This is a genomic window from Streptomyces johnsoniae, from assembly GCF_031845565.1.
Taxonomy (GTDB): Bacteria; Actinomycetota; Actinomycetes; order Streptomycetales; family Streptomycetaceae; genus Streptomyces; species Streptomyces johnsoniae.
The window spans coordinates 15,875-39,403 of the sequence record NZ_JAVREV010000003.1; the positions used below are offsets into that span (position 1 = coordinate 15,875).

General features: G+C 75.3%; 20 protein-coding genes. 11 read left to right on the top strand and 9 right to left on the bottom strand.

The annotated features are described in order from the left end of the window. The first annotated feature begins 5 nt into the window (after positions 1-5). The 3 genes from RM779_RS06045 to RM779_RS06055 all read left to right on the top strand — a co-directional run bounded on the left by RM779_RS06045 (position 6) and on the right by RM779_RS06055 (position 3,704). A complete protein-coding gene (locus tag RM779_RS06045) occupies positions 6-1,379 on the top strand; it encodes an 8-oxoguanine deaminase (RefSeq protein ID WP_311616582.1) in 1,374 nt (457 codons plus the stop codon). Positions 1,380-1,703: 324 nt separating this feature from the next. Then, a complete protein-coding gene (locus tag RM779_RS06050) occupies positions 1,704-2,309 on the top strand; it encodes a dihydrofolate reductase family protein (RefSeq protein ID WP_311616584.1) in 606 nt (201 codons plus the stop codon). A 150-nt stretch (positions 2,310-2,459) separates the two neighbouring features. Beyond that, positions 2,460-3,704 (top strand): sulfite oxidase, encoded by a 1,245-nt coding sequence (locus RM779_RS06055; protein WP_311616586.1) that lies wholly within the window; start codon positions 2,460-2,462, stop codon positions 3,702-3,704. A 19-nt stretch (positions 3,705-3,723) separates the two neighbouring features. On the opposite strand, the gene aceB is transcribed toward RM779_RS06055, so the two are convergent. The 3 genes from aceB to RM779_RS06070 are packed head-to-tail and all read right to left on the bottom strand — an operon-like array spanning position 3,724 to position 6,775. Then, complete coding sequence (gene aceB / locus RM779_RS06060; RefSeq protein ID WP_311616588.1) at positions 3,724-5,322, bottom strand: malate synthase A; 1,599 nt, start codon at positions 5,320-5,322, stop codon at positions 3,724-3,726. Positions 5,323-5,367: 45 nt separating this feature from the next. Continuing rightward, positions 5,368-5,955, bottom strand: coding sequence for a nucleotidyltransferase family protein (locus tag RM779_RS06065; RefSeq protein WP_311616590.1), 588 nt, complete (start codon positions 5,953-5,955; stop codon positions 5,368-5,370). Positions 5,956-5,959: 4 nt separating this feature from the next. After that, positions 5,960-6,775 carry an IclR family transcriptional regulator gene (locus RM779_RS06070; RefSeq protein WP_311616593.1) on the bottom strand — a complete coding sequence of 272 codons (816 nt, stop codon included), beginning with the start codon at positions 6,773-6,775 and terminating at the stop codon, positions 5,960-5,962. 138 nt (positions 6,776-6,913) lie between these two features. On the opposite strand from RM779_RS06070, the gene allB reads away from it, so the two are divergent. From allB to RM779_RS06085, 3 genes are all read left to right on the top strand, one after another. After that, positions 6,914-8,281 carry an allantoinase AllB gene (allB, locus tag RM779_RS06075; RefSeq protein WP_311616595.1) on the top strand — a complete coding sequence of 456 codons (1,368 nt, stop codon included), beginning with the start codon at positions 6,914-6,916 and terminating at the stop codon, positions 8,279-8,281. Further along, the gene (gene alc / locus RM779_RS06080; RefSeq protein ID WP_311616597.1) at positions 8,278-9,405 is read left to right on the top strand and encodes an allantoicase; all 1,128 of its coding nucleotides are present in this window, start codon (positions 8,278-8,280) and stop codon (positions 9,403-9,405) included. Before allB ends, alc begins: the two co-directional genes overlap by 4 nt. A gap of 131 nt (positions 9,406-9,536) precedes the next feature. Further along, positions 9,537-9,986 carry a ribonuclease domain-containing protein gene (locus RM779_RS06085; RefSeq protein ID WP_311616599.1) on the top strand — a complete coding sequence of 150 codons (450 nt, stop codon included), beginning with the start codon at positions 9,537-9,539 and terminating at the stop codon, positions 9,984-9,986. Positions 9,987-10,224: 238 nt separating this feature from the next. Here RM779_RS06085 and RM779_RS06090 read toward each other — a convergent pair whose 3' ends face one another. Continuing rightward, a complete protein-coding gene (locus RM779_RS06090) occupies positions 10,225-11,265 on the bottom strand; it encodes a LacI family DNA-binding transcriptional regulator (protein ID WP_311616601.1) in 1,041 nt (346 codons plus the stop codon). A 243-nt stretch (positions 11,266-11,508) separates the two neighbouring features. On the opposite strand from RM779_RS06090, the gene RM779_RS06095 reads away from it, so the two are divergent. Genes RM779_RS06095 through RM779_RS06110 form a run of 4 tightly spaced genes read left to right on the top strand, consistent with a single transcriptional unit; the run spans position 11,509 to position 15,340 of the window. Continuing rightward, positions 11,509-12,657 (top strand): ROK family glucokinase, encoded by a 1,149-nt coding sequence (locus RM779_RS06095; protein ID WP_077058305.1) that lies wholly within the window; start codon positions 11,509-11,511, stop codon positions 12,655-12,657. Further along, positions 12,654-13,211, top strand: coding sequence for a hypothetical protein (locus RM779_RS06100; protein ID WP_311616604.1), 558 nt, complete (start codon positions 12,654-12,656; stop codon positions 13,209-13,211). Before RM779_RS06095 ends, RM779_RS06100 begins: the two co-directional genes overlap by 4 nt. 16 nt (positions 13,212-13,227) lie before the next feature. After that, positions 13,228-13,869, top strand: coding sequence for a GNAT family N-acetyltransferase (locus RM779_RS06105; RefSeq protein ID WP_311616606.1), 642 nt, complete (start codon positions 13,228-13,230; stop codon positions 13,867-13,869). Positions 13,870-13,903: 34 nt separating this feature from the next. Beyond that, entirely contained in the window at positions 13,904-15,340 is a 1,437-nt protein-coding gene (locus RM779_RS06110; protein ID WP_311616608.1) for a hypothetical protein, read from the top strand. Positions 15,341-15,506: 166 nt separating this feature from the next. Here the strand turns inward: RM779_RS06110 and RM779_RS06115 are convergent, their stop codons facing one another. The 5 genes from RM779_RS06115 to RM779_RS06135 form a co-directional block, all read right to left on the bottom strand. Then, positions 15,507-16,643 (bottom strand): glycerate kinase, encoded by a 1,137-nt coding sequence (locus tag RM779_RS06115; protein ID WP_311616610.1) that lies wholly within the window; start codon positions 16,641-16,643, stop codon positions 15,507-15,509. 104 nt (positions 16,644-16,747) lie between these two features. Beyond that, complete coding sequence (locus tag RM779_RS06120; protein WP_311616612.1) at positions 16,748-18,169, bottom strand: phytoene desaturase family protein; 1,422 nt, start codon at positions 18,167-18,169, stop codon at positions 16,748-16,750. Positions 18,170-18,279: 110 nt separating this feature from the next. Then, the gene (locus RM779_RS06125) at positions 18,280-19,098 is read right to left on the bottom strand and encodes an inositol monophosphatase family protein (protein ID WP_311616614.1); all 819 of its coding nucleotides are present in this window, start codon (positions 19,096-19,098) and stop codon (positions 18,280-18,282) included. Positions 19,099-19,419: 321 nt separating this feature from the next. Continuing rightward, positions 19,420-20,805 carry a hypothetical protein gene (locus RM779_RS06130; RefSeq protein WP_311616616.1) on the bottom strand — a complete coding sequence of 462 codons (1,386 nt, stop codon included), beginning with the start codon at positions 20,803-20,805 and terminating at the stop codon, positions 19,420-19,422. Between the two features lie 116 nt (positions 20,806-20,921). Continuing rightward, positions 20,922-22,730 carry a gamma-glutamyltransferase family protein gene (locus RM779_RS06135; RefSeq protein WP_311616618.1) on the bottom strand — a complete coding sequence of 603 codons (1,809 nt, stop codon included), beginning with the start codon at positions 22,728-22,730 and terminating at the stop codon, positions 20,922-20,924. A gap of 23 nt (positions 22,731-22,753) precedes the next feature. Here RM779_RS06135 and RM779_RS06140 point away from each other — a divergent pair, with 23 nt between their 5' ends. After that, positions 22,754-23,503: an SIR2 family NAD-dependent protein deacylase gene (locus RM779_RS06140; RefSeq protein WP_311616619.1), complete on the top strand. Its 750-nt coding sequence runs from the start codon at positions 22,754-22,756 to the stop codon at positions 23,501-23,503. Positions 23,504-23,529: the final 26 nt, after the last annotated feature.

A 23,529-nucleotide genomic window follows, 5' to 3' on the forward strand; every position in this document is an offset into this window, starting at 1 on the left:
ATTTCGTGACAGCCTCACCGCGAATCCTGATCGAGAACTGCGCTATCGCGACCGTTGATGCGGAGGAGACGGAGTACGCCGACGGGCACCTCGTCATCGCGGGCAACCGCATCGAGGCCGTCGGCCCCGGCCCCGCTCCCGCGGGGCTGCCCGACGTGTCCCGCCGCATCGACGCCGCCGGCCACCTGGCCACCCCCGGCCTGGTCAACGCGCACCACCACTTCTACCAGTGGCTGACCAGGGGCCTCGCCCAGAACGCGAACCTCTTCGACTGGCTGTCCGCCCTCTACCCGGTCTGGGCCCGCCTCGACGAGCCCATGGTGCACGCCGCCGCCCGCGCCTCGCTGGCCATGATGGCCCGCGGTGGCGTCACCACCGCCATGGACCACCACTACATCTTCCCCCGCGGCGCGGGGGACCTGCTCGGCGCCGAGATCCGCGCCGCCCGCGAGATGGGGCTGCGGTTCACCGCGGCCCGCGGCTCCATGGACCTCGGGGCCTCGGACGGCGGGCTGCCCCCGGACTTCGCGGTCGAGAGCACCGAGGAGGCGCTGCGCGCCACGGAGGCGGCCGTGCGCGAGCACCACGACCCCGCGCCCGGCGCCATGCTGCGCATCGCCGTCGCGCCCTGCTCGCCGTTCTCCGTCACCACCGAGCTGATGCGCGAATCCGCCGCGCTCGCCCGGCGGCTCGGCGTGCGGCTGCACACCCACGGCTCGGAGACGGTGGAGGAGGAGAAGTTCTGCCACCAGCAGTTCGGCATGGGCCCGACGGCGTACTTCGACTCCGTCGGCTGGCTCGGGTCCGATGTATGGATGGCGCACTGCGTCCACATGACCGACGACGACGTCGACGCGTTCGCCCGCACCGGCACCGGCGTCGCCCACTGCCCCTCCTCCAACGCCCGCCTGGCGGCCGGTATCGCCCGCGTTCCCGACCTGCTCGCCGCCGGCGTCCCGGTCGGCCTCGGCGTGGACGGCACCGCGTCCAACGAGGCCGGGGAGCTGCACACCGAACTGCGCAACGCCCTGCTGGTCAACCGCCTCGGCCCGCACCGCGAACAGGCCCTCACCACCCGCGCGGCGCTGCGCCTCGGCACCCGCGGCGGCGCGGAAGTCCTCGGCCGGCAGGACGAGATCGGCTCACTCGAACCGGGCATGCTCGCCGACATGGTGCTGTGGAAGGTGGACGGCCTGGGCCACTCCACCATCGAGGACCCGGTCGCCGCCCTCGTGCTCGGCCCTCCGGCGCCGGTGACGCTCTCCCTGGTGAACGGCGTCCCCGTGGTCGAGAACGGCCGGCTGCTCACCGCGGACGAGGAGGCCATCGCCCGCACGGCCCGTACCCAGGCCCGCCGCCTGACCACCCGCGCGGCCTGACCGTTCACGCACGGCGGGGATCGCCCCGGGGCGGGTTACCTGCGCTCCGGGCCATCGCCGAGGCCGTGGTGAAGGAGAAACGCTATCGCCGAGTGAAGAGAAGACAGAAGTCGCGCTCGGTCATCCAGGCCGTTGCCGCGTCCGCGGCCCTGATCGCGTCTCGACGTCTCTTCGACCAGCTGCGCTTGCCACGCTGCCTCGCACGCCTCGGACGAGACGACCGGCTGCGGCGTCGCGGGTTTCCTCGTTGTCCCACGGCGCGGCCGATGAGTTCGTGGCTCCCGGCCGGTCAAAGCTCGTGACACCCCAGGAAAGGACAGCGCCATGTCGGAGCTTCTCGTCGACTTCATCACCTCCCTCGACGGCCACGCATCGGGAGAGGGATGGCCCGGGTTCTGGGGCCTCGAAGGGCCGGAGTACCTCGCATGGCTCGGCGAGCAGCCCGAGACCACCCACCTGATGGGAGCGAACACCTACCGCCAGATGTCGGGCTTCGCCGCCGGCGAGGTCCCCAATGGCCAGGACGAGTTCAGGCCCGAAGAAGAGGCGTCCGTGGACGAGCTCACGCGAGCGTCCAAGGTGGTGTTCTCCTCCTCACTCCAGGAGCCACTGACGTGGGCCAACTCCACGCTCGTCCGCGACGACGCCGTCGAGGCGGTCCGCGCCATGAAGTCGAGTGGCTCCGGGCTCCTCAGCACGATCGGCAGCCTGAGCCTGTGCCGGTCCCTGCTGCGGGCCGGACTCGTCGACCGCTTCCGGGTCGTGATGTTCCCGGTGATCACCGGGGCCACGGGCGCAGAACGCATCTACGACGGCTATCCGGACGTCGCCCTCGAGATGATCGAGCACCGCACCTTCGACGGCCGCATCCAGCTGGTCGAGTACAAGCCCCGCGTGCTCCAGCACCCGCCGCTCGGCGCCCCTGCGTGACATCGCCCCGTCCGCCGGCCCCGACCGCCGCCGGGCGGCGGGCGCGGAGCAAGCTCTTCCCCCAAGTCCTCGTGCCTGCCACGCTGGCGCGTCTCGGCCGGTTCGATGGAAGCTTGGGCGTCGGTCTGCCCGACGAGCCAGAATCAGGGCATGACTGTCGACGAGAGGGCCTACGACCGCCGCAGGCTGCGTCAGTGGCTCACCGGAACGGCGCGTGCCGACGGGCTCGGCCGCCGTGACCTGCTCCGACTCCTCGCGGCCGCGGGCGTCCTCGCCGCCGCGCCCGCGGCGCGCGCCGCCGCGGCGGCGCCCGCCGCGGGAATCGTCAAACCGCTGCCCGCGGACCGCTTCGTCGTGCACGGCACGAACGCGGAGACCCGGTGGTCCGCGCTGCGCGACACCGGCTTCCACACGCCGAACGACCTGTTCTTCGTGCGCAACCACACCGTCACTCCCGCCATCGACCCCGATGCCTGGCGGCTGACCGTGTGGGGCGACGGACTGCGCGGCGGGCCACGGGAGTTCGGGCTCGACGAGCTGCGGGCCCTGCCGGCGGCCACGAGCGACGCGTTCGTGGAGTGCGCCGGCAACGGCCGCGGTTTCTACACCTCGCAGCAGGGCGAGACGGTCTCCGGCACCGCCTGGTCGCTCGGCGCCATCGGCGTCGCCCGCTGGCGCGGGGTCCGGCTGGCCGAGGTGCTGCGCCTGGCCGGGCTCGGCCCGCACGCCGTCGACGTCCAGCCGCGCGGCCTGGACGCCGACTACGTCTCCGGCGGCGTGAATCTCGGGCGCGTGCGCCGCCCGCTGCCGCTGGCCAAGGCGCTGGACGACGTGCTGCTGGCGTACGAGATGAACGGGGAGCCGCTGCCGCCCGACCACGGCAGCCCGGTGCGCGTGCTGGTGCCGTCCTGGGTGGGCATCGCCTCGGTGAAGTGGGTCGGCGACATCGAGGTGTCCGCCGAGCCGCTGTACTCGCCGTGGAACACCGGCCTCTACCGCCTCTTCGGCCCCTCTTACCCCGAGGAGGGCAGCGCACCGCTCACCCGGCAGACCCTCAAGAGCGCCTTCGAGCTGCCCTTTCCCGCCGCGTTCCCGGTGGGCAGGACGCACCGGCTCACCGGCCGCTCCTGGTCGGGCGCCGGGCGCGTGCGCCGGGTCGAGGTCAGCATGGACGACGGCGCGCGGTGGCAACCCGCGCGCCTGCACGACCGCCCGCGCCGCGGCTCCTGGGTGCGCTGGTCGGCCGACTGGACCCCGTCCGCCGCGGGCCCGGCCGAGCTGCTGGCCCGTGCCACGGACGAGCACGGCAACACCCAGCCGGAGCGCGCGGAGTTCAACGAGCAGGGCTACCTGTTCGGCGCGGTGGTCAGACACCCGGTGACGGTCACCTCCTGAGGGCGCCGCCCCGCCCCGGTCAGTCGAGCATGTCGTAGGCGGGCAGGGTGAGGAAGTCGACGTACTCCTCTTCCAGGGACAGGCGCATCAGCAGGTCGAACGCCCGCTGCCAGCCGCCGGCGACGAACGCGTCCTCGCCCAGCTCGTCGCGGATCGCGAGGAGCTGGTCCGCCGCGACCTGCCGGACGTTGTCCCGCGTGGCGCGGTCCCCGGTGTCCGCGAGCACCACCTCGGCGTTGATCCACTGCCAGATCTGCGAGCGGGAGATCTCCGCGGTCGCGACGTCCTCCATCAGGCCGAACACCGCGACCGCGCCGCGGCCCGCCAGCCACGACTGGAGGTAACGGGTGCCGACCTGCACGGCGTTGCGCAGCCCCTCGCAGGTCGGACGCGCATCGAGCGAGCCGACCGCCAGCAGGTCGTCCGCGGTGACCGCCACGTCCTCGCGCAGCCGGTCCTTCTGGTGCGGCCGGTCCCCGAGCACCGCGTCGAAGGACTCCCTGGCCACCGGCACGAGCCCGGGGTGCGCCACCCAGGAGCCGTCGAAGCCGTCGCCCGCCTCGCGGTCCTTGTCCGCGCGCACCCGCTGGAAGGCCAGCGCGTTGGCGTCCGCGTCCCGGGACGGGATGAACGCGGCCATCCCGCCGATGGCGTGCGCGCCGCGCCGGTGGCAGGTGCGCACCAGCAGCTCCGTGTAGGAACGCATGAACGGCGCGGTCATCGTCACGGCGTTGCGGTCGGGCAGCACGAACGTCTCGCCCGCGTCCCTGAAGTTCTTCACGATCGAGAACAGGTAGTCCCAGCGGCCCGCGTTGAGCCCGGAGGCGTGGTCGCGCAGCTCGTACAGGATCTCCTCCATCTCGAAGGCCGCCGTGATCGTCTCGATCAGCACCGTGGCGCGGATCGTGCCCTGCGGGATGCCGAGGGCCTGCTGCGCGAAGACGAACACGTCGTTCCACAGCCGCGCCTCCAGGTGCGACTCCAGCTTGGGCAGGTAGAAGTACGGTCCCTTGCCCAGCTCGATCAGCCGCTCGGCGTTGTGGAAGAAGTACAGGCCGAAGTCGACCAGCGCGCCGGGAACGGCCCGCCCCGACACGCTCAGATGCCGCTCGTCGAGATGCCAGCCGCGCGGGCGGGTCACCACCGTCGCCAGCTCGGCGTCAGGACCCAGCGCGTAGTGCTTGCCGCGCTCGTCGGTGAAGTCGATGCGGCGGTGGAAGGCGTCGTTCAGGTTCAGCTGGCCGCCGATCACGTTCTCCCAGGTGGGGGAGGAGGCGTCCTCGAAGTCGGCGAGCCAGATCCGCGCCCCCGAGTTGAGCGCGTTCACCGTCATCTTGCGGTCGGTCGGGCCGGTGATCTCCACCCGGCGGTCCTGGAGCGCGGGGGGCGCCTCGGCCACCTGCCAGTCGCCCTCTCGCACGTGCGCCGTCGCGGGCAGGAAGTCCAGCCGGTGCGTGCCGGCGATCTCCTTGCGGCGCCGTGCCCGCAGCAGCAGCAGCTCGTCGCGGCGCGGGGTGAACCGCCGGTGCAGCTCGGCCAGGAAGCCGAGCGCGTCTTCGGTGAGGACCTCCTCCTGCCGGGGCAGGGTGCGGGGGGCGGCGACGGTGACGGCTGACATGTGCGGTCACTCCTTCAACGGGGTTGGAAACGGATATTAGTTTCCTCATGTTGGAAGATCAACGAGATCGCCCGGCTCGTCGACATCGTCCGGCGCGGCGACGTCCCCGCACTCGACCAGCGCAACCTCCCGCCCCCGCAAGTACCCGCGCGCGCCCACATCACCCCGTGCCCCGGCGCACACGCCCGCGAAGTGCTGGGCACCGATGAGCACCGGGTGCCCGCGCCGCCCGCCGTACGCCGCGGCGGCAAGACCCGCGGGCGACCGGTAGGCGCCCGCCACCCTGCGCATCGCGGCCGCCCCGATCCGGGGCTGGTCCACCAGCGCCACCAGCGCGGCTCCCGCGGCGGCCGGCAGGGAAGCGAGACCCGCGCGCAGCGAAGACCCCATGCCCGTCGGCCAGTCCGGGTTCTCCACCACCGCACACCCCGTCAGCGCCGCCCGCGTGCGCACCTCGGGCGCCGCGGCGCCCAGCACCACGTGCACCGGCGCGCAGCCCGCGGCGCGCAACGCCTCGGCCGCCAGGTCCACGAACAGCCGCCCGCGGTACGTCAGCAGCGCCTTCGGGCGCCCGCCGAGCCGCAGGCCGCCCCCGGCGGCCAGCAGCAGCCCGGCGACGGGGGAGGTGGTCATGCGGCTATCCGTTCTCCCGGCCGGCGCCGGCCAGGGCGAGCGAGAGGTCGTGCGCGACCTCCCTGAGCAGCGGAACCATCTTCTCCGTCGCCTGGTCCGTCACCCGCCCGGCCGGTCCCGAGACCGAGATCGCCGCGGCCGTGGGGGATTCGGGCACCAGGACGGCGATGCAGCGGACGCCTATCTCCTGCTCGCTGTCGTCGACCGCGTAGCCGTTCTCCCGCACGGTCCGCAGCGCGTCGAGGAACGCGTCGGGCGTCGTGATCGTCCGCTCCGTCGCCGCCGGCATCCCCGTGCGGCGCAGCAGGGCGCGGACGTCCACGTCCGGCAGACCGGCGAGCAGCGCCTTGCCGACGCCGGTGGAGTGCGGCAGGACCCGGCGGCCCACCTCGGTGAACATGCGCATCGAGTGCCGCGAGGGCACCTGCGCCACATACACCACGTCGTCGCCGTCGAGCAGCGCCATGTTGGCCGTCTCGCCGGTCGCCTCCACCAGCCGGGCCAGGTGCGGGCGCGCCCACGTCGCCAGCGGTCTGGCCGCGCTCTCGCCGAGCCGGATCAGGCGCGGGCCGAGCGCGTAACGGCGATTGGGCTGCTGGCGGACGTACCCGCAGGCGACCAGGGTGCGCATCAGCCGGTGGATGGTCGGCAACGGCAGCCCGCTGCTGGTGGCCAGCTCGCTCAGCCCCGTCTCGCCGCCGGCGTCGGCCATGTGCTCCAGCAGCGCGAAAGCGCGCTCAAGGGACTGGACCCCGCCGCCGTTGGCTGCGGGCTTGCGCACGTCGGACGGTGGCACGTCGCGTTCCTTTCGGGCGGTCATGGGGCAGCCTACCGGGCGGCCCTTGACGTCCCGCCCCGGTCACCCGAGGATCGAAGCGGCCATTTCAACGAAACGTTGAAGGCTGTGGACAGCGGCGGAGAACGGCGGACCAGACGGCTGAAGGGATGGGGTGGCCCGTTGACCGGTACCGGCCTCGTACTGCGCTCGACCCGCGTGGTGACCCCCGACGGCGTCCGCGCCGCCGACGTCGCCGTCACGGGCGAGCGGATCGCCGCCGTGCTCCCGCACGGCACGCCGCCGCCCGCGGGCGCGGCACTGGTCGACTACGGCGACGCGGCCCTGCTCCCCGGCCTGGTCGACACCCACGTGCACGTCAACGACCCCGGCCGCACCGAGTGGGAGGGCTTCGCGTCGGCGACCCGCGCCGCGGCGGCCGGCGGCATCACGACCCTGCTCGACATGCCGCTCAACAGCATCCCGCCCACCACCACGCCCGCCCACCTCGCGGTCAAGCGCGCGGCCGCGCGGGCGGCCGTGCACACGGACGTCGGCTTCTGGGGCGGCGCGGTCCCCGGCAACGCGGCGGAGCTGCGCGGCCTGCACGCGGCCGGGGTCTTCGGCTTCAAATGCTTCCTCTCGCCCTCCGGGGTGGAGGAGTTCCCCGAGCTGACGCCCGGGGAGCTGGCGGCCGCCATGACCGAGATCGCCGCGTTCGGCGGGCTGCTCGTGGCGCACGCGGAGGACCCGGCCCAACTGGCCGCCGCCCCGCCGCCCGACGGCAGCCGCAGGTACGCCGACTTCCTCGCCTCCCGGCCGCACACCGCGGAGACCGAGGCGGTGGCGCTGCTGCTGGGCGCGGCCCGTCGCCTCGGCGCGCGCGTGCACGTGCTGCACCTGTCCTCCGCCGCGGCCCTGCCGCTGATCGCGGCGGCCAGGGCGGAGGGCGTGCGCGTCACCGCGGAGACCTGCCCGCACTTCCTGACCCTGACGGCCGAGGAAGTCCCCGACGGCGCGACCGAGTTCAAATGCTGCCCGCCCATCAGGGAGGCGGCCAACCAGGACCTGCTGTGGGACGCCCTCGCCGCGGGCACCCTCGACTGCGTCGTCTCCGACCATTCGCCCTGCACGGCCGACCTCAAGGTGCCCGACTTCGGGGCCGCCTGGGGCGGCATCGCCTCCCTTCAGCTCGGCCTGCCCGCCGTGTGGACCGCGGCGCGCCGCCGCGGCCACGGCCTCGCCGACGTCGCCCGGTGGATGGCAGGCGGCCCGGCCCGCCTCGCCGGGCTGCACCGCAAGGGCGCCGTCGCGCCCGGCCACGACGCCGACTTCGCCGTCCTCGACCCGGAGGCCGAGTTCACCGTCGACCCCGCGGCCCTCCACCATCGCAACCGGGTCACCGCCTACGCCGGCCGCACGCTGCGCGGCGTCGTGCGCGCCACCTGGCTCCGCGGCCGGCCGATCGCCGAGGACGGCCGCGTCACCCGGCGGTCCGGGCGGCTCCTCGCCCGCACCGATGCCGCGGACACCGAAAGGGGAACGGCATGATCACCCGCTTCACCGGCGCCGCGCCGCCCTACCGCGGCGGCGACCCGTACGCCGACTACCGGTTGCAGGACCAGGACGCGGTGCCCTTCACCGACCTCCCCGACCTGGCCGACCGGCGGCTCGGCGGCTCGGTCGTCGCCGCGAGCGACGAGTTCTTCGCGGAACGGGAGAACCTGCTGCGGCCGGAGCGGCCCGCGTTCGACCCCGCCGCGTTCGGGCACAAGGGCAAGGTCATGGACGGCTGGGAGACGCGCCGCCGCCGCGGCCCCTCCGCCGACCGGCCGCACCCGGGCGAGGACGACCACGACTGGGCCCTCGTCCGCCTCGGCGTGCCCGGCGTGGTGCACGGCCTCGTCGTGGACACCGCGCACTTCCGCGGCAACCATCCGCGGGCCGTCGCCGTCGAGGGCACCGCCACCCCGGAGGACGGCGCGAGCTGGACCGTGCTGGTGCCGCGCACCGAGGTCGGCGGCCACGCGGCGAACGCCTTCCGCGTCGCCGTGCCCCGGCGCCTGACGCACCTGCGTCTCCGCCAGTACCCGGACGGCGGCATCGCGCGGCTGCGGGCGCACGGCGAGCCGGTGCCCGACCCGGAGTGGCTCGCGGCGCTCGGCACGTTCGACCTGGCCGCGCTGGAGAACGGCGGGCGGGCCGAGGACGCGTCGGACCGCTTCTACTCGCCGCCCGTGCACACCATCCACCCGGGGCGCCCCCGGACGATGGCCGAGGGCTGGGAGACCAGGCGCCGCCGCGACCGCGGCCACGACTGGCTGCGGTACCGGCTGGCGGCCCAGGGCGTGATCCGGGCCGTGGAGATCGACACCGGCAGCTACAAGGGCAACGCACCGGGCTGGGCGGCTCTTTCGGTCCGCGACGCCGATGGCGCGGACGGCGCGGACCGGGAGACGGACCCGGCGGGCGGCTGGCGCGAGGTGCTGCCGCGCACCGCCCTGCAACCCGACACCGTGCACCGTTTCGTCCTGCCGGCCGCCGCCCCGCCCGCCACGCACGCCAGGCTCGACGTCTACCCGGACGGCGGCATCGCGCGGCTGCGGCTGTACGGCTCGCTGACCCCCGAGGGCGCGCGGCACCTGGCCGGACTCGCCCGCCGCCTCGCGGGCTGACCACGAGGCGGGCACCGCCCGGGCCCGGCTGCGGGGAAGGTGTGGAGCGGCGGAGAGGCCGTGTGAACTCCCGGGGAACAAGCCGGGGGCATGGTTGACGCCGCCCGTGCTACGCGCGTCACACTATTGGCATGGGCATGAACTACCTCTCCAGGACCGCGCGCAGGACCCTCCGCACCGGCGCCCTCGGCGCTCTGGTCGCCGGCCTGCTCATCGGCGGCCAGGCCCCGGCCACCGCCGCGACCCCCACGTCCCCCGCCCTCACCCCCACCGCCACCGCCGAACTTCCGCTGGCCTACGGCGACATCTGCCACAGCGACCTGCCCGCCCAGGCATACGACACGCTCGACCTGATCGCGCAGGGCGGCCCATACCCCCACCCGCAGGACGGCGGCACCTTCTACAACCGCGAGGGCCTGCTGCCCAGTCAGCCGACCGGCTACTACCACGAGTACACCGTCGAGACCCCCGGCAGCGACGACCGCGGTGCGCGGCGCATCGTGACCGGTGACTCGTACGAGGAGGACTACTACACCTCCGACCACTACGCGTCGTTCGACCTCATCGACTACGCCTGCTGACCGCGTCCCCCCACCGCGGCGCCGGGGCCGTCCCCCACGCGGCCCCGGCGCCGCCCCGCGCCTCGGACCCGGTGCCGTCGGCGATCGGACGGCGTTCGCCGCCCGTCCCGTCCGGCCGACCAGGTTTCGTCGCGTCCGGAACCGCCTGCCGGGCTCCGAGAGCGCCGGCGCCCCTGGCGGGCGCTCCGGCCCCAGCGTCTCCCACACGGTGCGCACCGCGGCGGCGCGCACCTTCGCGTCATTCCGGGGCCCGGCCCCGCCGTTCGCCGGTTCCGGCCACCCGCCGCGGCACCGGCCCCGTCGAGCCGCGCAGCGTCAGCGACGGTGCCTTGTCCTGGAGGTCCGCCACGGGGCCGCCGCCCGCCGCCTGCCGCAGCCGCCGCGCCGCGTGCGCGCCGTAGGCGGCGATGTCCCTGCTCAGCGCGGTCAGCGACGGGTGGACCAGGCCGCACAGCGCCGAATCGTCCCACGCCACGATCGACACGTCCCCCGGCACCGCGAGGCCGAGACCCTGCGCGGCCGTCAGGCCGGAGACGGCCATCACGTCGTTGTCGTAGAGCAGCGCGGTCGGCCGCCGCGGCGCGCCGAGCAGTGCGCGGGTCGCCGCCGCCCCCGTCCCGCCGCTGTAGTCCCCCTCGATCGTGGTGCCGGCGAGCCCGAGCTCCGCCGTCACCCGCTCGAAGGCCGCGGTGCGGATCGCGGTGTGCCGCAGGCGGCCGGGGCCCGAGACGCGGCCGAGGCGGCGATGCCCGAGGCCCGCCAGGTGCCGCACCGCCGTGACCACCGCCGCGTCGTCGTCGCTCCAGACGGCCGGCAGGCCGCCGGTGCCCAGCGGCGCGCCGATCACCACGGCCGGCATCCCCAGCTCGGCGAGCACCGGCACCCGGGCGTCGTCGACCCGGAGGTCGACGAGGAAGACCCCGTCCACCACGCGTCGCGCCCACCAGCCGCGGTGGAGGGCGATCTCGGCCGCCTGGTCCTCCGCCATCGTCAGCAGCAACGGCGTGGCGTCGCGCACCAGTTCCGCCTGGATGCCGGAGATGAGCTGCATGAAGAACGGTTCGAGGCCCAGGGTGCGGGCGGGCCGGTCGACGACCAGGCCGAACGAGCCCGCCCGGCCGTCGGACAGCGCGCGCGCCGCGCTGCTCGGCTGCCAGCCCAGCTCGTGGGCGATGGCCAGAACCCGCCGCCGGGTCGGCTCGGACACCCCCGGCCTGCCGTTCAGCGCGAAGGAGACCGCCGCCTTCGTGACCCCGGCCCGCCGGGCAATGTCCTGCATCGTCGGACGTTTCACCGCAACTCCCCGAACGGCGTGCCGTCCCCGGCACGCGCCACCCGCCCCGCTCCGCCGCGCGGCGCGGCCCGTCCCTCGCTCCCGAGCCGCTACCGGCCACGCCTCGCATGATTCACGAGCCGCCGCTCCCGTTCAACGGCCCGGCCCGCCACCGGGACCGCCGCCCCGGTCCGGCCACATCGCGGTCGCCCGCTCGCCCGGCGGAGGCGTAGGGCACAATCGGTCCCGATGAGTACCAACCGTGACCGTGCGCATCGCCAGACGGCGCGGGCGACTGTGCTGCGCGCCATCGCCACACGCGAGCGCCGCTCGCATCTGTCCGCGCCCCGGGTGCCCACCGTCGGCATCGACATCGGCGGCACGAAGGTGATGGCCGGTGTCGTGGACGCCGACGGCACGGTGCTCGAACGCGTGCGCACCGAGACCCCGGAGAAGTCGAAGAGCCCCAAGGTCGTCGAGGACACCATCACCGAGCTGGTCCTCGACCTGTCCGACCGGCACGACGTCCACGCCGTCGGCATCGGCGCCGCAGGCTGGGTCGACGCCGACCGCTCCCGCGTCCTCTTCGCCCCGCACCTCGCCTGGCGCAACGAGCCGCTGCGCGACGCGCTGGCGGCCCGCCTCGTCGTGCCGATCATGGTCGACAACGACGCGAACACCGCGGCCTGGGGCGAATGGCGCTTCGGCGCCGGCCGCGGCGCCGACCACCTCGTCATGATCACCCTCGGCACCGGGATCGGCGGCGCGATACTGGAGGGCGGACGCGTCAAGCGTGGCACCTACGGCGTCGCCGGCGAGTTCGGCCATATGCAGGTCGTGCCGGCCGGCCACCGCTGCCCCTGCGGCAACCGCGGCTGCTGGGAGCAGTACAGCTCGGGCAATGCGCTGGTCCGCGAGGCCAGGGAGCTGGCCGTCGCCGACTCGCCCGTCGCCCATCACCTCCTGGACCGGGTGGGCGGCCAGACCCGCGACATCACCGGCCCCCTGATCACCGAGCTGGCCCGCGCGGGCGACCCCATGTGCGTCGAGCTGCTCGAAGACATCGGGCGCTGGCTCGGCATCGGCATCGCCAACCTCGCCGCGGCCCTCGACCCGGCCCGCTTCGTCATCGGCGGCGGCGTCAGCGAGGCCGACGACCTCCTGATCGGCCCCGCCAGGGAGGCGTTCCGCCGGCACCTCACCGGCCGCGGCTACCGGCCCGAGGCCGAGATCGTACGGGCCAGGCTCGGCACCGACGCCGGCATGGTCGGCGCCGCCGACCTCGCCCGCCTCGTGGCGCGCCGCTTCCGCCGCGCCAACCGGCGCCGCGCCGAGCGCGCCCACCGCACCGGATTCGAGCTGCGGCTGCCACCGCTGGGCCGGGAGGCCAGACCGTGACGACCACGACCGCCGCCCCCGCCACCCCGCCGCGCCCGCCGCACCGCCCCCGCCATCGCTGGCTCGCCGCGATCGTGGTGGCGCTGCTGATCGCCATTCCCGCCGGCTACCTCGTGCTCTCCGCCTACCAGAGCCGGGACAGCGGCGAGGACAAGGCCCGTTCCGCGTCCGCGCGGTCGCTGATCTACGAGTGGCCGAGCAAGGTCCAGCGCCGCATCTACGACGTGCCGATTCCCGGCGGCTCCGCCTACGTCGCCCACTACGAGACCAACTCCTGGGACCGCAGCACCCTGTACGTCGAGTTCCGCTGCTCGCCACGGCAGCTGAGCGCCTTCGTCGAGGAGCTGGGCACCGACCTGTCGGCCCTGGAGGAGACGGTGACCATCGGCCGGGACTCCGCGGACGTCGTCGGCTGGCAGTTCGACGACCCCGCGCACACCTTCGCGGGCACGGTCGTGCAGCAGTCCCCGGACGAGCCGGAGGTGGCCGTCACGGTCGACCTGACCCGGGAGGAACGTCCCCGGGTGTTCGTGGTCTCCACCAGCGAGCCCTGACCCGGGACCCACCCGCATGAACGACGCACTGGCGCGCATACTCGACGCCGCGGCCCGCGGCGCCTTCCCCCCGCCGGACGGCGGCCACACCGTCGTTCGGCAGCCGTCCCCGCGCGACGCGGGTGTGCTCGCGTTCACCGCCCACTCGGTCGTGTTCACGGACGAGGACCCCGCCTGGGTCGCCGCCGCGCTGCGCGCCGCCCCCGCCGATCCGCTGGCCGCGTCGCTCAGCCCGCCGTTCCTCACCGCCTTCACCGCACGCACCGGCCGGCAGGCGGGCCACACCGACCTCCTCTCCTGCGCCGCCCCGCTGCCGGGGCCGCCGGACCTGCCGCTGCGCGAGATCCGCGACCAGGACCATCCGCGGGTGAGCCGCGCGCGGAAGTACCGCGACGACGTGCGGGTATGGGCCGCCGAAGGCGGCATCGTCGTCCTCGGCCGCGGCGTCGCCGGACGCTGGGAGATCGCCGTGGAGGTCGCCGAGGCCGCCCGCGGGCGCGGCCTCGGCCGTGCGCTGGTCGCCGCGGCCCGCCACCTGATGCCGGAGAACACCCCGCTGTGGGCGCAGCAGCCCCCGGGCAACGCCCGCAGCGTCCGGGCCTTCCAGGCCGCGGGCTACCGGCCGGTCTGCGCCGAGGTGCTGTTCGTGAGCGGCTGACACCGGCGCCCGTAGGGCGCTACGCTCCTGCGCTGTGTCAGCAACCGACCACCCGGGGGGGACCGTGGCCGCAGGGCCCGACCAGCCGGTCACCGCACAACTGCCCGTTCACAAACCGTCGTTGAACAATGCCGCGGTCCGCGTCCTGCTCGCCTGGTCCGGCGTGCTCGCGGTCCTCGCGGGTCTCGCGTGGGCCGTGGGTGCCGCACTCGCCGGCGTCTCGCCGCTGGTCACCGTCCCGACGGGCGCCGCGCTCGCCACGGTGCTGTGGGTGGTGTCCACCGAGTGCGCCGCGCCCCGCGGCGGCTGGGGCCGGGGCGAGCCGGACCACGCGGCGCTGCCCCGCGTCGTCGCCCATCAGGCCAGGCAGTACGGGGAACGCCTCGACGGCCTGCTCGCCGGCAGCCCTCAGGACCTGGCCGCCGTGCTGCGGGACGCCCGCGCCTGCGCCGCCGCCCTGGGGGAGCGGGCCGAGGCCGTGGCCGCGATCGGGGAACGCGCGGGCTCCGTCCCCGCCCGCGAACTGCGCGCGCACCACGACCGGCTCGCCCGCGAGGCCGCCGCCGTGCCGCCGGGTCCGCTCAGGTCGGCCCGCAGGGCCGCCGCCCGCGACACCGCCGCGTGGGGCGACTGGCGGGAGCGCTGGGAGGCGGCGGAGGGCACCCTGCTGCCCGCCCTCGACACCGCGTCCGGCCGCCTCCGCGAGGTGCAGCGCGGCGCCGCCGCACAGCTGAAGCGGCGGGCCAGGAACCAGCCGGGAACGCCCCCCGACGTGGCGCCCCTCGCCGCCGACGTGGCCGCCGCCCGCGCCGATCTCGACCGCGTCGACGGTCTCACGTCCGGCTTCGTTCCGCCGCCCGCCGCGGGTACCGCCGGGCGGACGCACCGTGCCACCTCGCTGCTGTCCGGGCTGCTCGCCCTGGCGGTGCTGCTGTTCGCACTCGCCGCGCGGATCGGGCCGTGGATGCTGCACACCAGCATGATCCTCGCCATCCCGGTGGGCCTCGCCGCGGCGGGCGCCGCCCGCCGCGCCCCGCGCCGCAGCGGCGCCCTGCTGCGTACGGCCCCCGCCGTGGCCGCCTGCGTCACCTGTCTGGTCGTCGCGCTGACCGGGCCACTCGCCTATCACCAATTGCTCGGCGACCGGACCGCGGCGCTGGTCACCGCGCGGGAGAAGGCCGACGGGACCAGGTACGACTTCGGTACGCACTACTCCGTCGAGGAGCGCTCGGGCGGCGAGGACCTCGGCCGCATGTGGACGGGCCCGAACGAGGCCGTCCACGTCGGCGCCGAACTCGACGTCTCCGCCGACCCGCTGGACTGGGCCCGCCCGGTGGCCGACGAGCGCCTCGGCCTCGCCTGGGCGTGGGCCGCCGTCACCGGCGCCGGCCTCGTCGTCCTGGCCGGCGGCCTCGCCCTCACCGCGGCCAGGGAAACCCGCGAGGCCCGCGCCCGCCCCGCCCGGCCGTAGCCCCGGTGCGCACGGACCGGCCCGCGGCCTCCTCGCGGTGTGCCGATCGTGCGGGTCTCAGGGGCACCGCCCCCCGAACGCCGGGTGCGGGGTGAGCGCCGGCCCGGGGCGCCGGGCGGCGTCCGGTGCGGCCGTCGCCGGTACCGGTGCCGCGGGGGCGGAGCCCTCAGAGCTGTTCCTCCGCGAGGAGCCGGGCCACCCGTTCGAGCAGGGGGCCCGCGTTCTCGATGCACGCCGCCACGTCCGGCTCGACGGAGGTCAGCGGGTACGCCTTCTCGATGCCCGCACCGCGCAGCGCGTCCTCCCCGATCGCGAGGCGGCCGCAGACCGCGACCGTCCGCAGGCCCGCGGCGCGGGCCGCGGCGGCCACGCCGGCCGGTGCCTTGCCGTGCAGCGTCTGCTCGTCCAGCGAGCCCTCGCCGGTGATGACGAGGGAGGCCCGTTCCAGCGCCGCGGCGAAGCCGAGCACGTCGAGCAGCACCTCGATGCCCGGGCGGAAGGTGGCGTTCAGGCCGAGCAGCGCGGCGTATCCGATGCCGCCCGCGGCGCCCGCGCCCGGCGCGTCGGCGCACTCCACGGCCCGCGCGCCCACGGCGCGTTCCAGCACGCGCACCAGGTTGGTGAGCGCCGCGTCCAGCGTCTCCACATCCACCGGGTCGGCGCCCTTCTGCGGCCCGTAGACCGCGGCGGCGCCCAGCGGGCCGGTCAGCGGATTGTCCACGTCGCCGGCCAGCACGAACTCGGTGTCCTTCAGTCGTGGGTCGAGCCCCGAGAGGTCGGCCGCCACCAGCTCGCGCAGCGGCCCGCCGCCGTGCGCCACGGGGTCGCCGTCCACGTCGAGCAGCTGCGCCCCGAGCGCCGCGAGCATGCCCGCGCCGCCGTCCGTGGTCGCCGAACCGCCGACTCCGAGCACCACCGTGCGCGCCCCCGCGTCCAGGGCCGCCTCGATCAGCTCTCCGGTGCCGTACGTGGTCGCCGTCATCGGCGCGAACGTGAACGGCGGCAGCAGCCGCAGCCCCGCCGCCTGCGCCATCTCCACGATGGCCACGTCGCCGCGCAGCGCGAACGAGGCGAGCACCGGCAGTCCCAGCGGCCCCGTCACCTCCGCCTCGACGGGCGAGAAACCCGCCGCCACGGCCGCGTCCACCGTGCCGTCCCCGCCGTCCGCGACCGGCAGCGCCGCCACCTCGGCCGCCGGCCGGGCCGCGCGGATGCCCGCGGCGACGTGCTCGGCCACCTCCGGGGCCGTCAGCGATCCCTTGAACTTGTCAGCGGCGATCAGTACGCGCCTCGTGTCCGTCATGTTCCGCCCTTTTTGATCACTCGGCTCGCAGCGACCCTATCCGCCACCCCCGGCCGGGGACCATGGGCCGCCGTCGCCGGATGGGATGGATCACACCCGGGCGGTCAGCGGTTCCCCCGCAGCCGCCGCCACACGGCCTTGGCCGCGTTGTGCCCGGACATCCCGTGCACCCCTGGCCCCGGCCAGGCCGCCGAGGAACACAGGAAGACCGCGGGGTGCGCGGTGCCGTAAGGGTGGAACGCGGGGCGCGGACGCAGCATCGTCTGGAGACCGGAGAACGCCCCGCACCCGATGTCGCCGCCCACGTAGTTGGCATTGCGCCGCGCCAGCTGCGGCGGCCCGGCCACGGCCCGGGCCAGCACCAGATCGCGGAAACCCGGCGCGAACCGTTCGATCTGCCGCTCCACCGCGTCCGTGAGATCTCCGTCCCAGCCGTTCGGCACGTGCCCGTACGCCCAGTACACGTGCTTGCCCGCCGGGGCGCGGTCCGGGTCGACCAGCGTCGGCTGCGTCGTGACCAGGAACGGCACCTCGGGCGCCCGCCCCTCCACCGAAGCGGCCCGCAGCGCCGCCCCGATCTCCTTGCTGCTCGGGCCGATGTGGACCGACCCCGCCCGCCGCGCCTCCGGCGCCGTCCACGGCACCGGGCCGTCCAGCGCGTAGTCGATCTTGAACGCGCCGGGGCCGTACCGGAAGCCGTGGTAGGCCCGGCCGAGCCCGGCGATCCGTGCCAGGGCCGTCGGCGAGGTGTCGAAGACATAGGCCCGCGCGGGCGGCAGCTCGTCCAGCCGCTTCACCTCCACCCCCGTGTGCACCACGCCGTCGAGATCGCGCAGATAGGCCGCGAGCGCGTCCGAGATGGCCTGGGAGCCGCCGCGCGCCAGCGGCCAGCCCACCTCGTGCGCCGCCAGCGCGAAGACCAGCGCGATGGCACCCGTGGCCGGCGTCGACAGCGGCGCCATGACATGTGCGGCAAGGCCGGAGAACAGCGCACGGGCCCGGTCGTCCCGGAACCGCCGCGACACCCACGCGGCGGGCTGGAGCCCCGTCAGCCCGAACCGGGCCAGCGTCACCGGATCGCGCGGCAGCCCGTCCCACGGCACCTTCAGGAAGTCGGCCGCCAACGTGTCCCACTTGCCCACGTAGGGGGCGACCAGCCTGCGGTACGCCCTGGCGTCCCGCGGCCCGAACGACGCGGCCGACTCACCGACCGACCGGGCCAGCACCGCGGCGGAGCCATCGGGGAACGGGTGCGCCAGCGGAAGCTCCGCGTGCAGCCACTCAAGGCCGTACTCGTGGAGCGGCATCGCCAGGAAGGCGGGCGAACCCACGCCCATCGGATGCGCGGCGGAACAGGAGTCGTGGCGGAACCCGGGCAGCGTCAGCTCCTCCGTCCGCGCCCCGCCGCCCACCGCGTCCCGCGCCTCGAACAGCTCCACGGACATCCCACGGCGGGCCAGCTCGACGGCCGCGGTCAGCCCGTTCGGCCCGGCGCCCACCACGACCACGTCGCGCAACGACGGCACGTGCAACTCCCCTCACCGGCGGACAGCACCCCGAGGATACGCCGCGCCACCCCCGCGGAACGCGCGGTACCCCTCCGGCCGGGCCGCCGCGCCGACGGCCCGTCAGTTCCTCACGCGGGCACCGTGAGCAGATCCCGCACCCGCTCGGCCGTCGCCGCGTCACGTGCCGCGGTGAACGGCAGCGCGTTGCCGCCCACGAGGCGGAACGGTTCACCCGCCAGCGTCCTCGCGGTCCCGCCGGCCTCCGCCACCAGCAGCAGCCCCGCCGCGTGGTCCCACGCCAGCTCCCAGCTGAACGCCACCGCGTCCACCTCGCCCCGCGCGATGCCCACGTACTCCATCCCGGCGGCCCCGCACGGACGCGGCGCGACGCCCGCCGCCCACAGTCCCGACAGCGCGTCCTTCTGCGCACCCGAGGTGTAGTCCGGGTGCGAGTACGCCACCCGCAGCGGCGAGCCCGGCGCGGGGGAGCCCGCCGCCAGCCGTTCCCCGTTCAGCCACGCGCCGCCGCCGCGGCGCGCGAACGCGAGCAGGCCGAGCGCCGGCGCGAACGTCCAGGAGGCCAGCAGCTCCCCGCGGTGCGCCAGCGCCACCAGCGTGCAGAAACCCGTCTCGCCGCGGACGAAAGGCCGCGTCCCGTCCACCGGGTCGACGATCCACACCGGTGCGTCGCCCGACAGCAGCGCGTAGCCCGCCGGGTCGGCGTGCACGCTCTCCTCGCCGACGACCACGGAGCCGGGCAGCAGCGCGCCCAGCTCTGCCGCCAGCATCAGTTCCGCGTTCCGGTCGGCGTCCGTCACCAGGTCGTGCGGTCCGGTCTTCTCGGACACCTCGTCCACCGCGAGCCGCCGCCAGCGCGGCATGATCTCCGCCGCCGCGGCGGCGCGCACGGCCTCCTCGACCTGTCCGGCCAGCTGTTCATCGATCACCTGTCCATCGAAGCACGGCCCCCGCGTACCGCTCGCCACGGGGCCCCGACCCGGTGCCGCCGCCCACCGCGCGACCCAGGCCCTGTCCGGTGGATCTCCGCGGGCTCGCGACGCCCGGCACGCACTCCCCCAGCCTGGCGGCTGGGAGGTGCCCCCACGCTGCGTTGCCGAATCGCGCGAGTACGGCCAAGTACGAGCTGCGATCCGGCTCCCTCTTGCACGCAACGTGCAAGAGGGGCCCATGCGATCGCACGCACCGGACGCCGCTCACTGCTCCACGAAGATCCACCGGACAGGACCTGGCCGTACGTGCCCGCGCCGTCAGGCCATGCCCGCGCGCCGCAGCTCGCTCGTCACCGCCCAGTGGTGCCCGGCCGACACCGTGCGGGCCGCGTCCAGCAGCAGCGGCACCACCACGCCGGGCGCGGGCGCCGCGGTCCGCGCCGCCTCCTCCGCCGTCCTCGACCGCACCAGTGCCGCCAGCAGAGTGATCGCCTCGCTCTCGCGGCCAGCGGCACACAGCTCCGCGGCGATCGAGCCCGCCTCCGCGGCGGGGCGCGCCGCGGCCTGCCGCAGCAACTGCCCGCAGTCCCCGGCCCGCCCGGCCGCGGCCAGCGCCTCCGCGGCGGCGGCCAGCGGACCGGCCGGCAGCAGTGCCGCCTCCCACAGCAGCGTCGTCACGTCCGAGAGCATCCCCGTCCGCTCCAGCTCCGCCACCAGCACCGGCAGCCGCACCGCCGGCCCTCCGGCCGCCTCGCACAGCAGCACGTGCGCGGCCCCGCCCTGCCCGTCCGCCCGCAGCCGCCGCAGCCGCTCGGCGGTGTCGAGCGCCGCCCGCCGGTCCTCCGCCGACAGCCGCGGCACGGGCCGCTCCCGCGGCGCTTCGCGCACCGCACCGGCGAACCGCGAGCCGCCGGGCGTCGGCGCCGCCGCCCCCTCGGGCGCCGCGGCGGTCACCGCGGGCGGCCCCGGCTCGGCCGTCTCCTCAAGACCGGCGAACCTGGCCCCGCGCGGCCTGCGCGCCGCCGTCTTCTTCGCCCGGTCCTTGCCCTTGTCCTTGTCCTTGCCTTTGTCCTTCTTCTTTCCCTTTCCCTTTCCCGTGTCCTTCTTCCCGGTCTCCTGCCGCTCCGCCGCCGCGGGCCCCTGGGCCGCTCCCGCCGGCTCCGCTCCCGCGGCGCCTTCCCCGAGCGCCGCCAGGCGGGACCGCAGTTCCGCGCGCCGGGACAGGAGGCGGCCCTCATCGTCCTGCGCCCACAGCTTCAAGGTCGCCAGCCGGTCGGCCTCCCGCGACTGCCCCGCCCGCTGCGCGACATCCATGGCGGCGGTCAACTGCCGTTCCCTGCCTTGCAGTTCACGCTCCCGGTGGTCAAGCTCCGCCAGCCGCCCGGTCAGTGTCCCGCGGCTGCCGGGCAGCGCGTCCTCGGTGCCCACCGCCGACTCGTAGGCGGACCTGAGCCGCCGGCCCACCCGTTCGGCGACGGCCGTGCCCTGCCGGCCCGCGAGGTCCTGGAGCAGATCGGCGACGGCGTCCCACGGCGGAAGTCTTCGCCCCGACAGCCAGTCCGCCAACTCCCCGCCCTCGCGCCGGGCGAAGGCCGCATACCAGCCCGCGTCCGGGTCGAGGACGCCCGTGAGCGTGCGCAGCTCGGCCGTGAAGGCCGCGCGTCCTGCCGCCATGTCCTGGTGAGCCGAAGGCACATCTGCCATGGGCGTACTGAATCCAAGGCATGTTACGAGTCGTGTTTCCGGACGGCTACAGGCAGTTTTCGTACTGCTCCGGCGGGCCCTTGTTTTTCATCCACCGCGCAGCCGATCGAATGCGATCAGCGTCCGACGGCGTAACCTTGCATCCCCCGCGGATTGGCCGCCGCCGACACGACCCCCGTCTCCGGATCGCGGGCCACCGCGCACAGCCGCCCCTCGCTCCACGGCTCGCCGACCGTCACCTCGTGGCCGCGCCGCCGCAGCCCGGCTATGGTCTCCGCGCCGATTCCCGGCTCCACGGTGACGGCGCCGGGCCGCGCCCCCCGCGGGAAGAACGAGCTGGGGAACGCCTCCTGATGCCAGTTCGGCGCGTCGATGGCGCCCTGGAGGTCGAGGCCGCCACGCACCGCGGGACGCAGCACCGCGGCGAGGAAGAAGTGCATCTGCCACTGGTCCTGCTGGTCCCCGCCCGGGGTGCCGAACGCCAGCACCGGCTCGCCGCCGCGCAGCGCGAGCGACGGGCTGAGCGTCGTGCGCGGGCGGCGCCCAGGCGTGAGCGAGGACGGCAGCCCCGGCTCCAGCCAGGTCATCTGCAGGCGCGTACCGAGCGGGAAGCCGAGTCCTGGCACCACCGGGCTCGACTGGAGCCAGCCGCCGCTCGGCGTCGCGCTCACCATGTTCCCCCAGCGGTCCACGACGTCCACGTGGCAGGTGTCGCCGCTGGTCTCGCCGGTCCGCGCGACGGTCGGCTCCCCCGCGCCCGCCGCCGTCCGGAGCCCGGCCGCCGCGGCCCGCGGCGCGTCGAAGGCGGCGCGCACGTGCCCGGCGAGCCGCGGGGCCCTGCCGCCGGGAGAGCCCGGGCGCAGCTCGGGCGAGGCACCGGCACCGATCAGCTTCCTGCGGCCCGCGTTGTACTCCGGCGACAGCAGCTCGGCGAGCGGAACGGGCGCCGCGTCGCCGTACCACGCCTCCCGGTCGGCCATGGCAAGCTTGCCCCCCTCGACGAGCGCGTGCACATAATCCGGCGAACCGTAGCCGCGGGCGTCGATCCCGTCGTCCAGGAGCGCCAGTTGCTGCGGCAGTACCGGCCCCTGGCTCCACGGCCCCGCCTTGCACACCGTCCAGCCGCGCCACTCATAGGTGACCGGCGCCTCGTAGCCCGCGGACCAGCCCGCCAGGTCCTCGCCGGTGAGCACCCCCGCGTGCCGGCGGCCCGAGGAGTCCATGGCCGGGCGCGCGGCGTGCGCCGCGAGCGCCTCGCCGATGAAGCCTTCGCGCCAGGCGCGGCGCGCGGCCTCGATGCGCGCCTCCCGCCCGCCGTTCGCCGCCGCCGCCTCGTTCAGCAGCCGCCGCCAGGTGGCCGCCAGCTCCGCGTTGCGCAGCAGCGCACCGGCGGCGGGGGAGCGGCCGTGCGGCAGGTACACCGCCGCGGACGTCGTCCACTCCTCGGTGAACAGCGCCCGCACGCTCTCGACCGTCCGCCCGACCCCCTCCACCGCGGGGTGCCCGCCCTCGGCGTACCCGATCGCGTGATCGAGCACCTCGGCCAACTCCTTGGTGCCGTAGTCGCGCAGCAGCGTCAGCCAGGCGTCGAACGCGCCGGGCACCACGGCGGCCAGCGGCCCCGTGCCCGGCACCAGGTCCAGACCGAGCCCCGTGTAGTGGGCGATGGTGGCCCCCGCGGGCGCGGGCCCCTGCCCGCACAGCACCCGGACCTCGCCGCCGGCCGGCGCGAGGATGATCGGAACGTCCCCGGCCGGACCGTTCAGATGCGGCTCCACCACGTGCAGCACGAACCCGGCGGTCACGGCGGCGTCGTACGCGTTCCCGCCGTTCTCCAGCACGGACATCGCGGACTGCGAGGCCAGCCAGTGGGTGCTTGAGACCATGCCGAAGGTGCCGCGGAGCGTGGGCCGGGTGGTGAACATGCGGCGGAGCATACGCTTTTCGCATGAACACTGACGAGGTCTCCCGGCGGCCCCTGGTGGCCATCCTCAGCGGCGCCGGCATCTCCACGGACTCCGGCATCCCGGACTACCGTGGGCCGAACGGCCTGTGGCGGCGCGACCCCGAGGCCGAGAAGCTGGTGACCTACGACTACTACATGAACGACCCGGACATCCGCCGCCGTTCCTGGCTGATGCGCGGCGAGAACCCGGTGTTCCGCGCCCGCCCCAACGCCGCCCACGAGGCCGTCGTCCGCCTGGCACGGTCCGGCGTGCCGGTACGGGTGCTCACCCAGAACGTCGACGGGCTGCACCAGGCCGCCGGGCTGGCGGACCGCAAGGTTCTCGAACTGCACGGCAGCGCCCGGTCGGTGGTGTGCACCGGCTGCGCGGCCACCTCCACGACCGAGGCCGCGCTGCGGCGCGTCGCGGCGGGGGAGCAGGACCCGGCCTGCCTGGAGTGCGGCGGCATCCTGAAGACGGCCACCGTGATGTTCGGACAGCCCCTCGACCCGGCGGTGCTCGCGGCGGCCACCGCCGTCGCGCAGGCGTGCGACGTGTTCATCGCGGTAGGCACCAGCCTCCAGGTGCACCCGGCCGCCGGGCTCGCCGGGCTCGCCGCGGACCACGGCGCCCGGCTGATCATCGTGAACGCCGAGCCGACCCCGTACGACGGGCAGGCCGCCGAAGTCGTGCGCGAACCGATCGGCCGGGCCCTGCCCGCCCTTCTGGACCGGCTGGCGGCTTCCGGCTAAGGTCCGCGTGGGAGCGCTCCCAAGAG

Bases quoted from the DNA above. Each gene is read 5' to 3' on its own strand.
- alc (WP_311616597.1), top strand. From the start codon at position 8,278: ATGATCACCCGCTTCACCGGCGCCGCGCCGCCCTACCGCGGCGGCGAC.
- aceB (WP_311616588.1), bottom strand. From the start codon at position 5,322: ATGTCAGCCGTCACCGTCGCCGCCCCCCGCACCCTGCCCCGGCAGGAG.
- RM779_RS06085 (WP_311616599.1), top strand. From the start codon at position 9,537: ATGGGCATGAACTACCTCTCCAGGACCGCGCGCAGGACCCTCCGCACC.
- RM779_RS06130 (WP_311616616.1), bottom strand. From the start codon at position 20,805: ATGGCAGATGTGCCTTCGGCTCACCAGGACATGGCGGCAGGACGCGCG.
- RM779_RS06115 (WP_311616610.1), bottom strand. From the start codon at position 16,643: ATGACGGACACGAGGCGCGTACTGATCGCCGCTGACAAGTTCAAGGGA.
- RM779_RS06050 (WP_311616584.1), top strand. From the start codon at position 1,704: ATGTCGGAGCTTCTCGTCGACTTCATCACCTCCCTCGACGGCCACGCA.
- RM779_RS06105 (WP_311616606.1), top strand. From the start codon at position 13,228: ATGAACGACGCACTGGCGCGCATACTCGACGCCGCGGCCCGCGGCGCC.
- RM779_RS06090 (WP_311616601.1), bottom strand. From the start codon at position 11,265: ATGCAGGACATTGCCCGGCGGGCCGGGGTCACGAAGGCGGCGGTCTCC.
- RM779_RS06140 (WP_311616619.1), top strand. From the start codon at position 22,754: ATGAACACTGACGAGGTCTCCCGGCGGCCCCTGGTGGCCATCCTCAGC.
- RM779_RS06065 (WP_311616590.1), bottom strand. From the start codon at position 5,955: ATGACCACCTCCCCCGTCGCCGGGCTGCTGCTGGCCGCCGGGGGCGGC.
- RM779_RS06055 (WP_311616586.1), top strand. From the start codon at position 2,460: ATGACTGTCGACGAGAGGGCCTACGACCGCCGCAGGCTGCGTCAGTGG.
- RM779_RS06095 (WP_077058305.1), top strand. From the start codon at position 11,509: ATGAGTACCAACCGTGACCGTGCGCATCGCCAGACGGCGCGGGCGACT.
- RM779_RS06070 (WP_311616593.1), bottom strand. From the start codon at position 6,775: ATGACCGCCCGAAAGGAACGCGACGTGCCACCGTCCGACGTGCGCAAG.
- RM779_RS06135 (WP_311616618.1), bottom strand. From the start codon at position 22,730: ATGTTCACCACCCGGCCCACGCTCCGCGGCACCTTCGGCATGGTCTCA.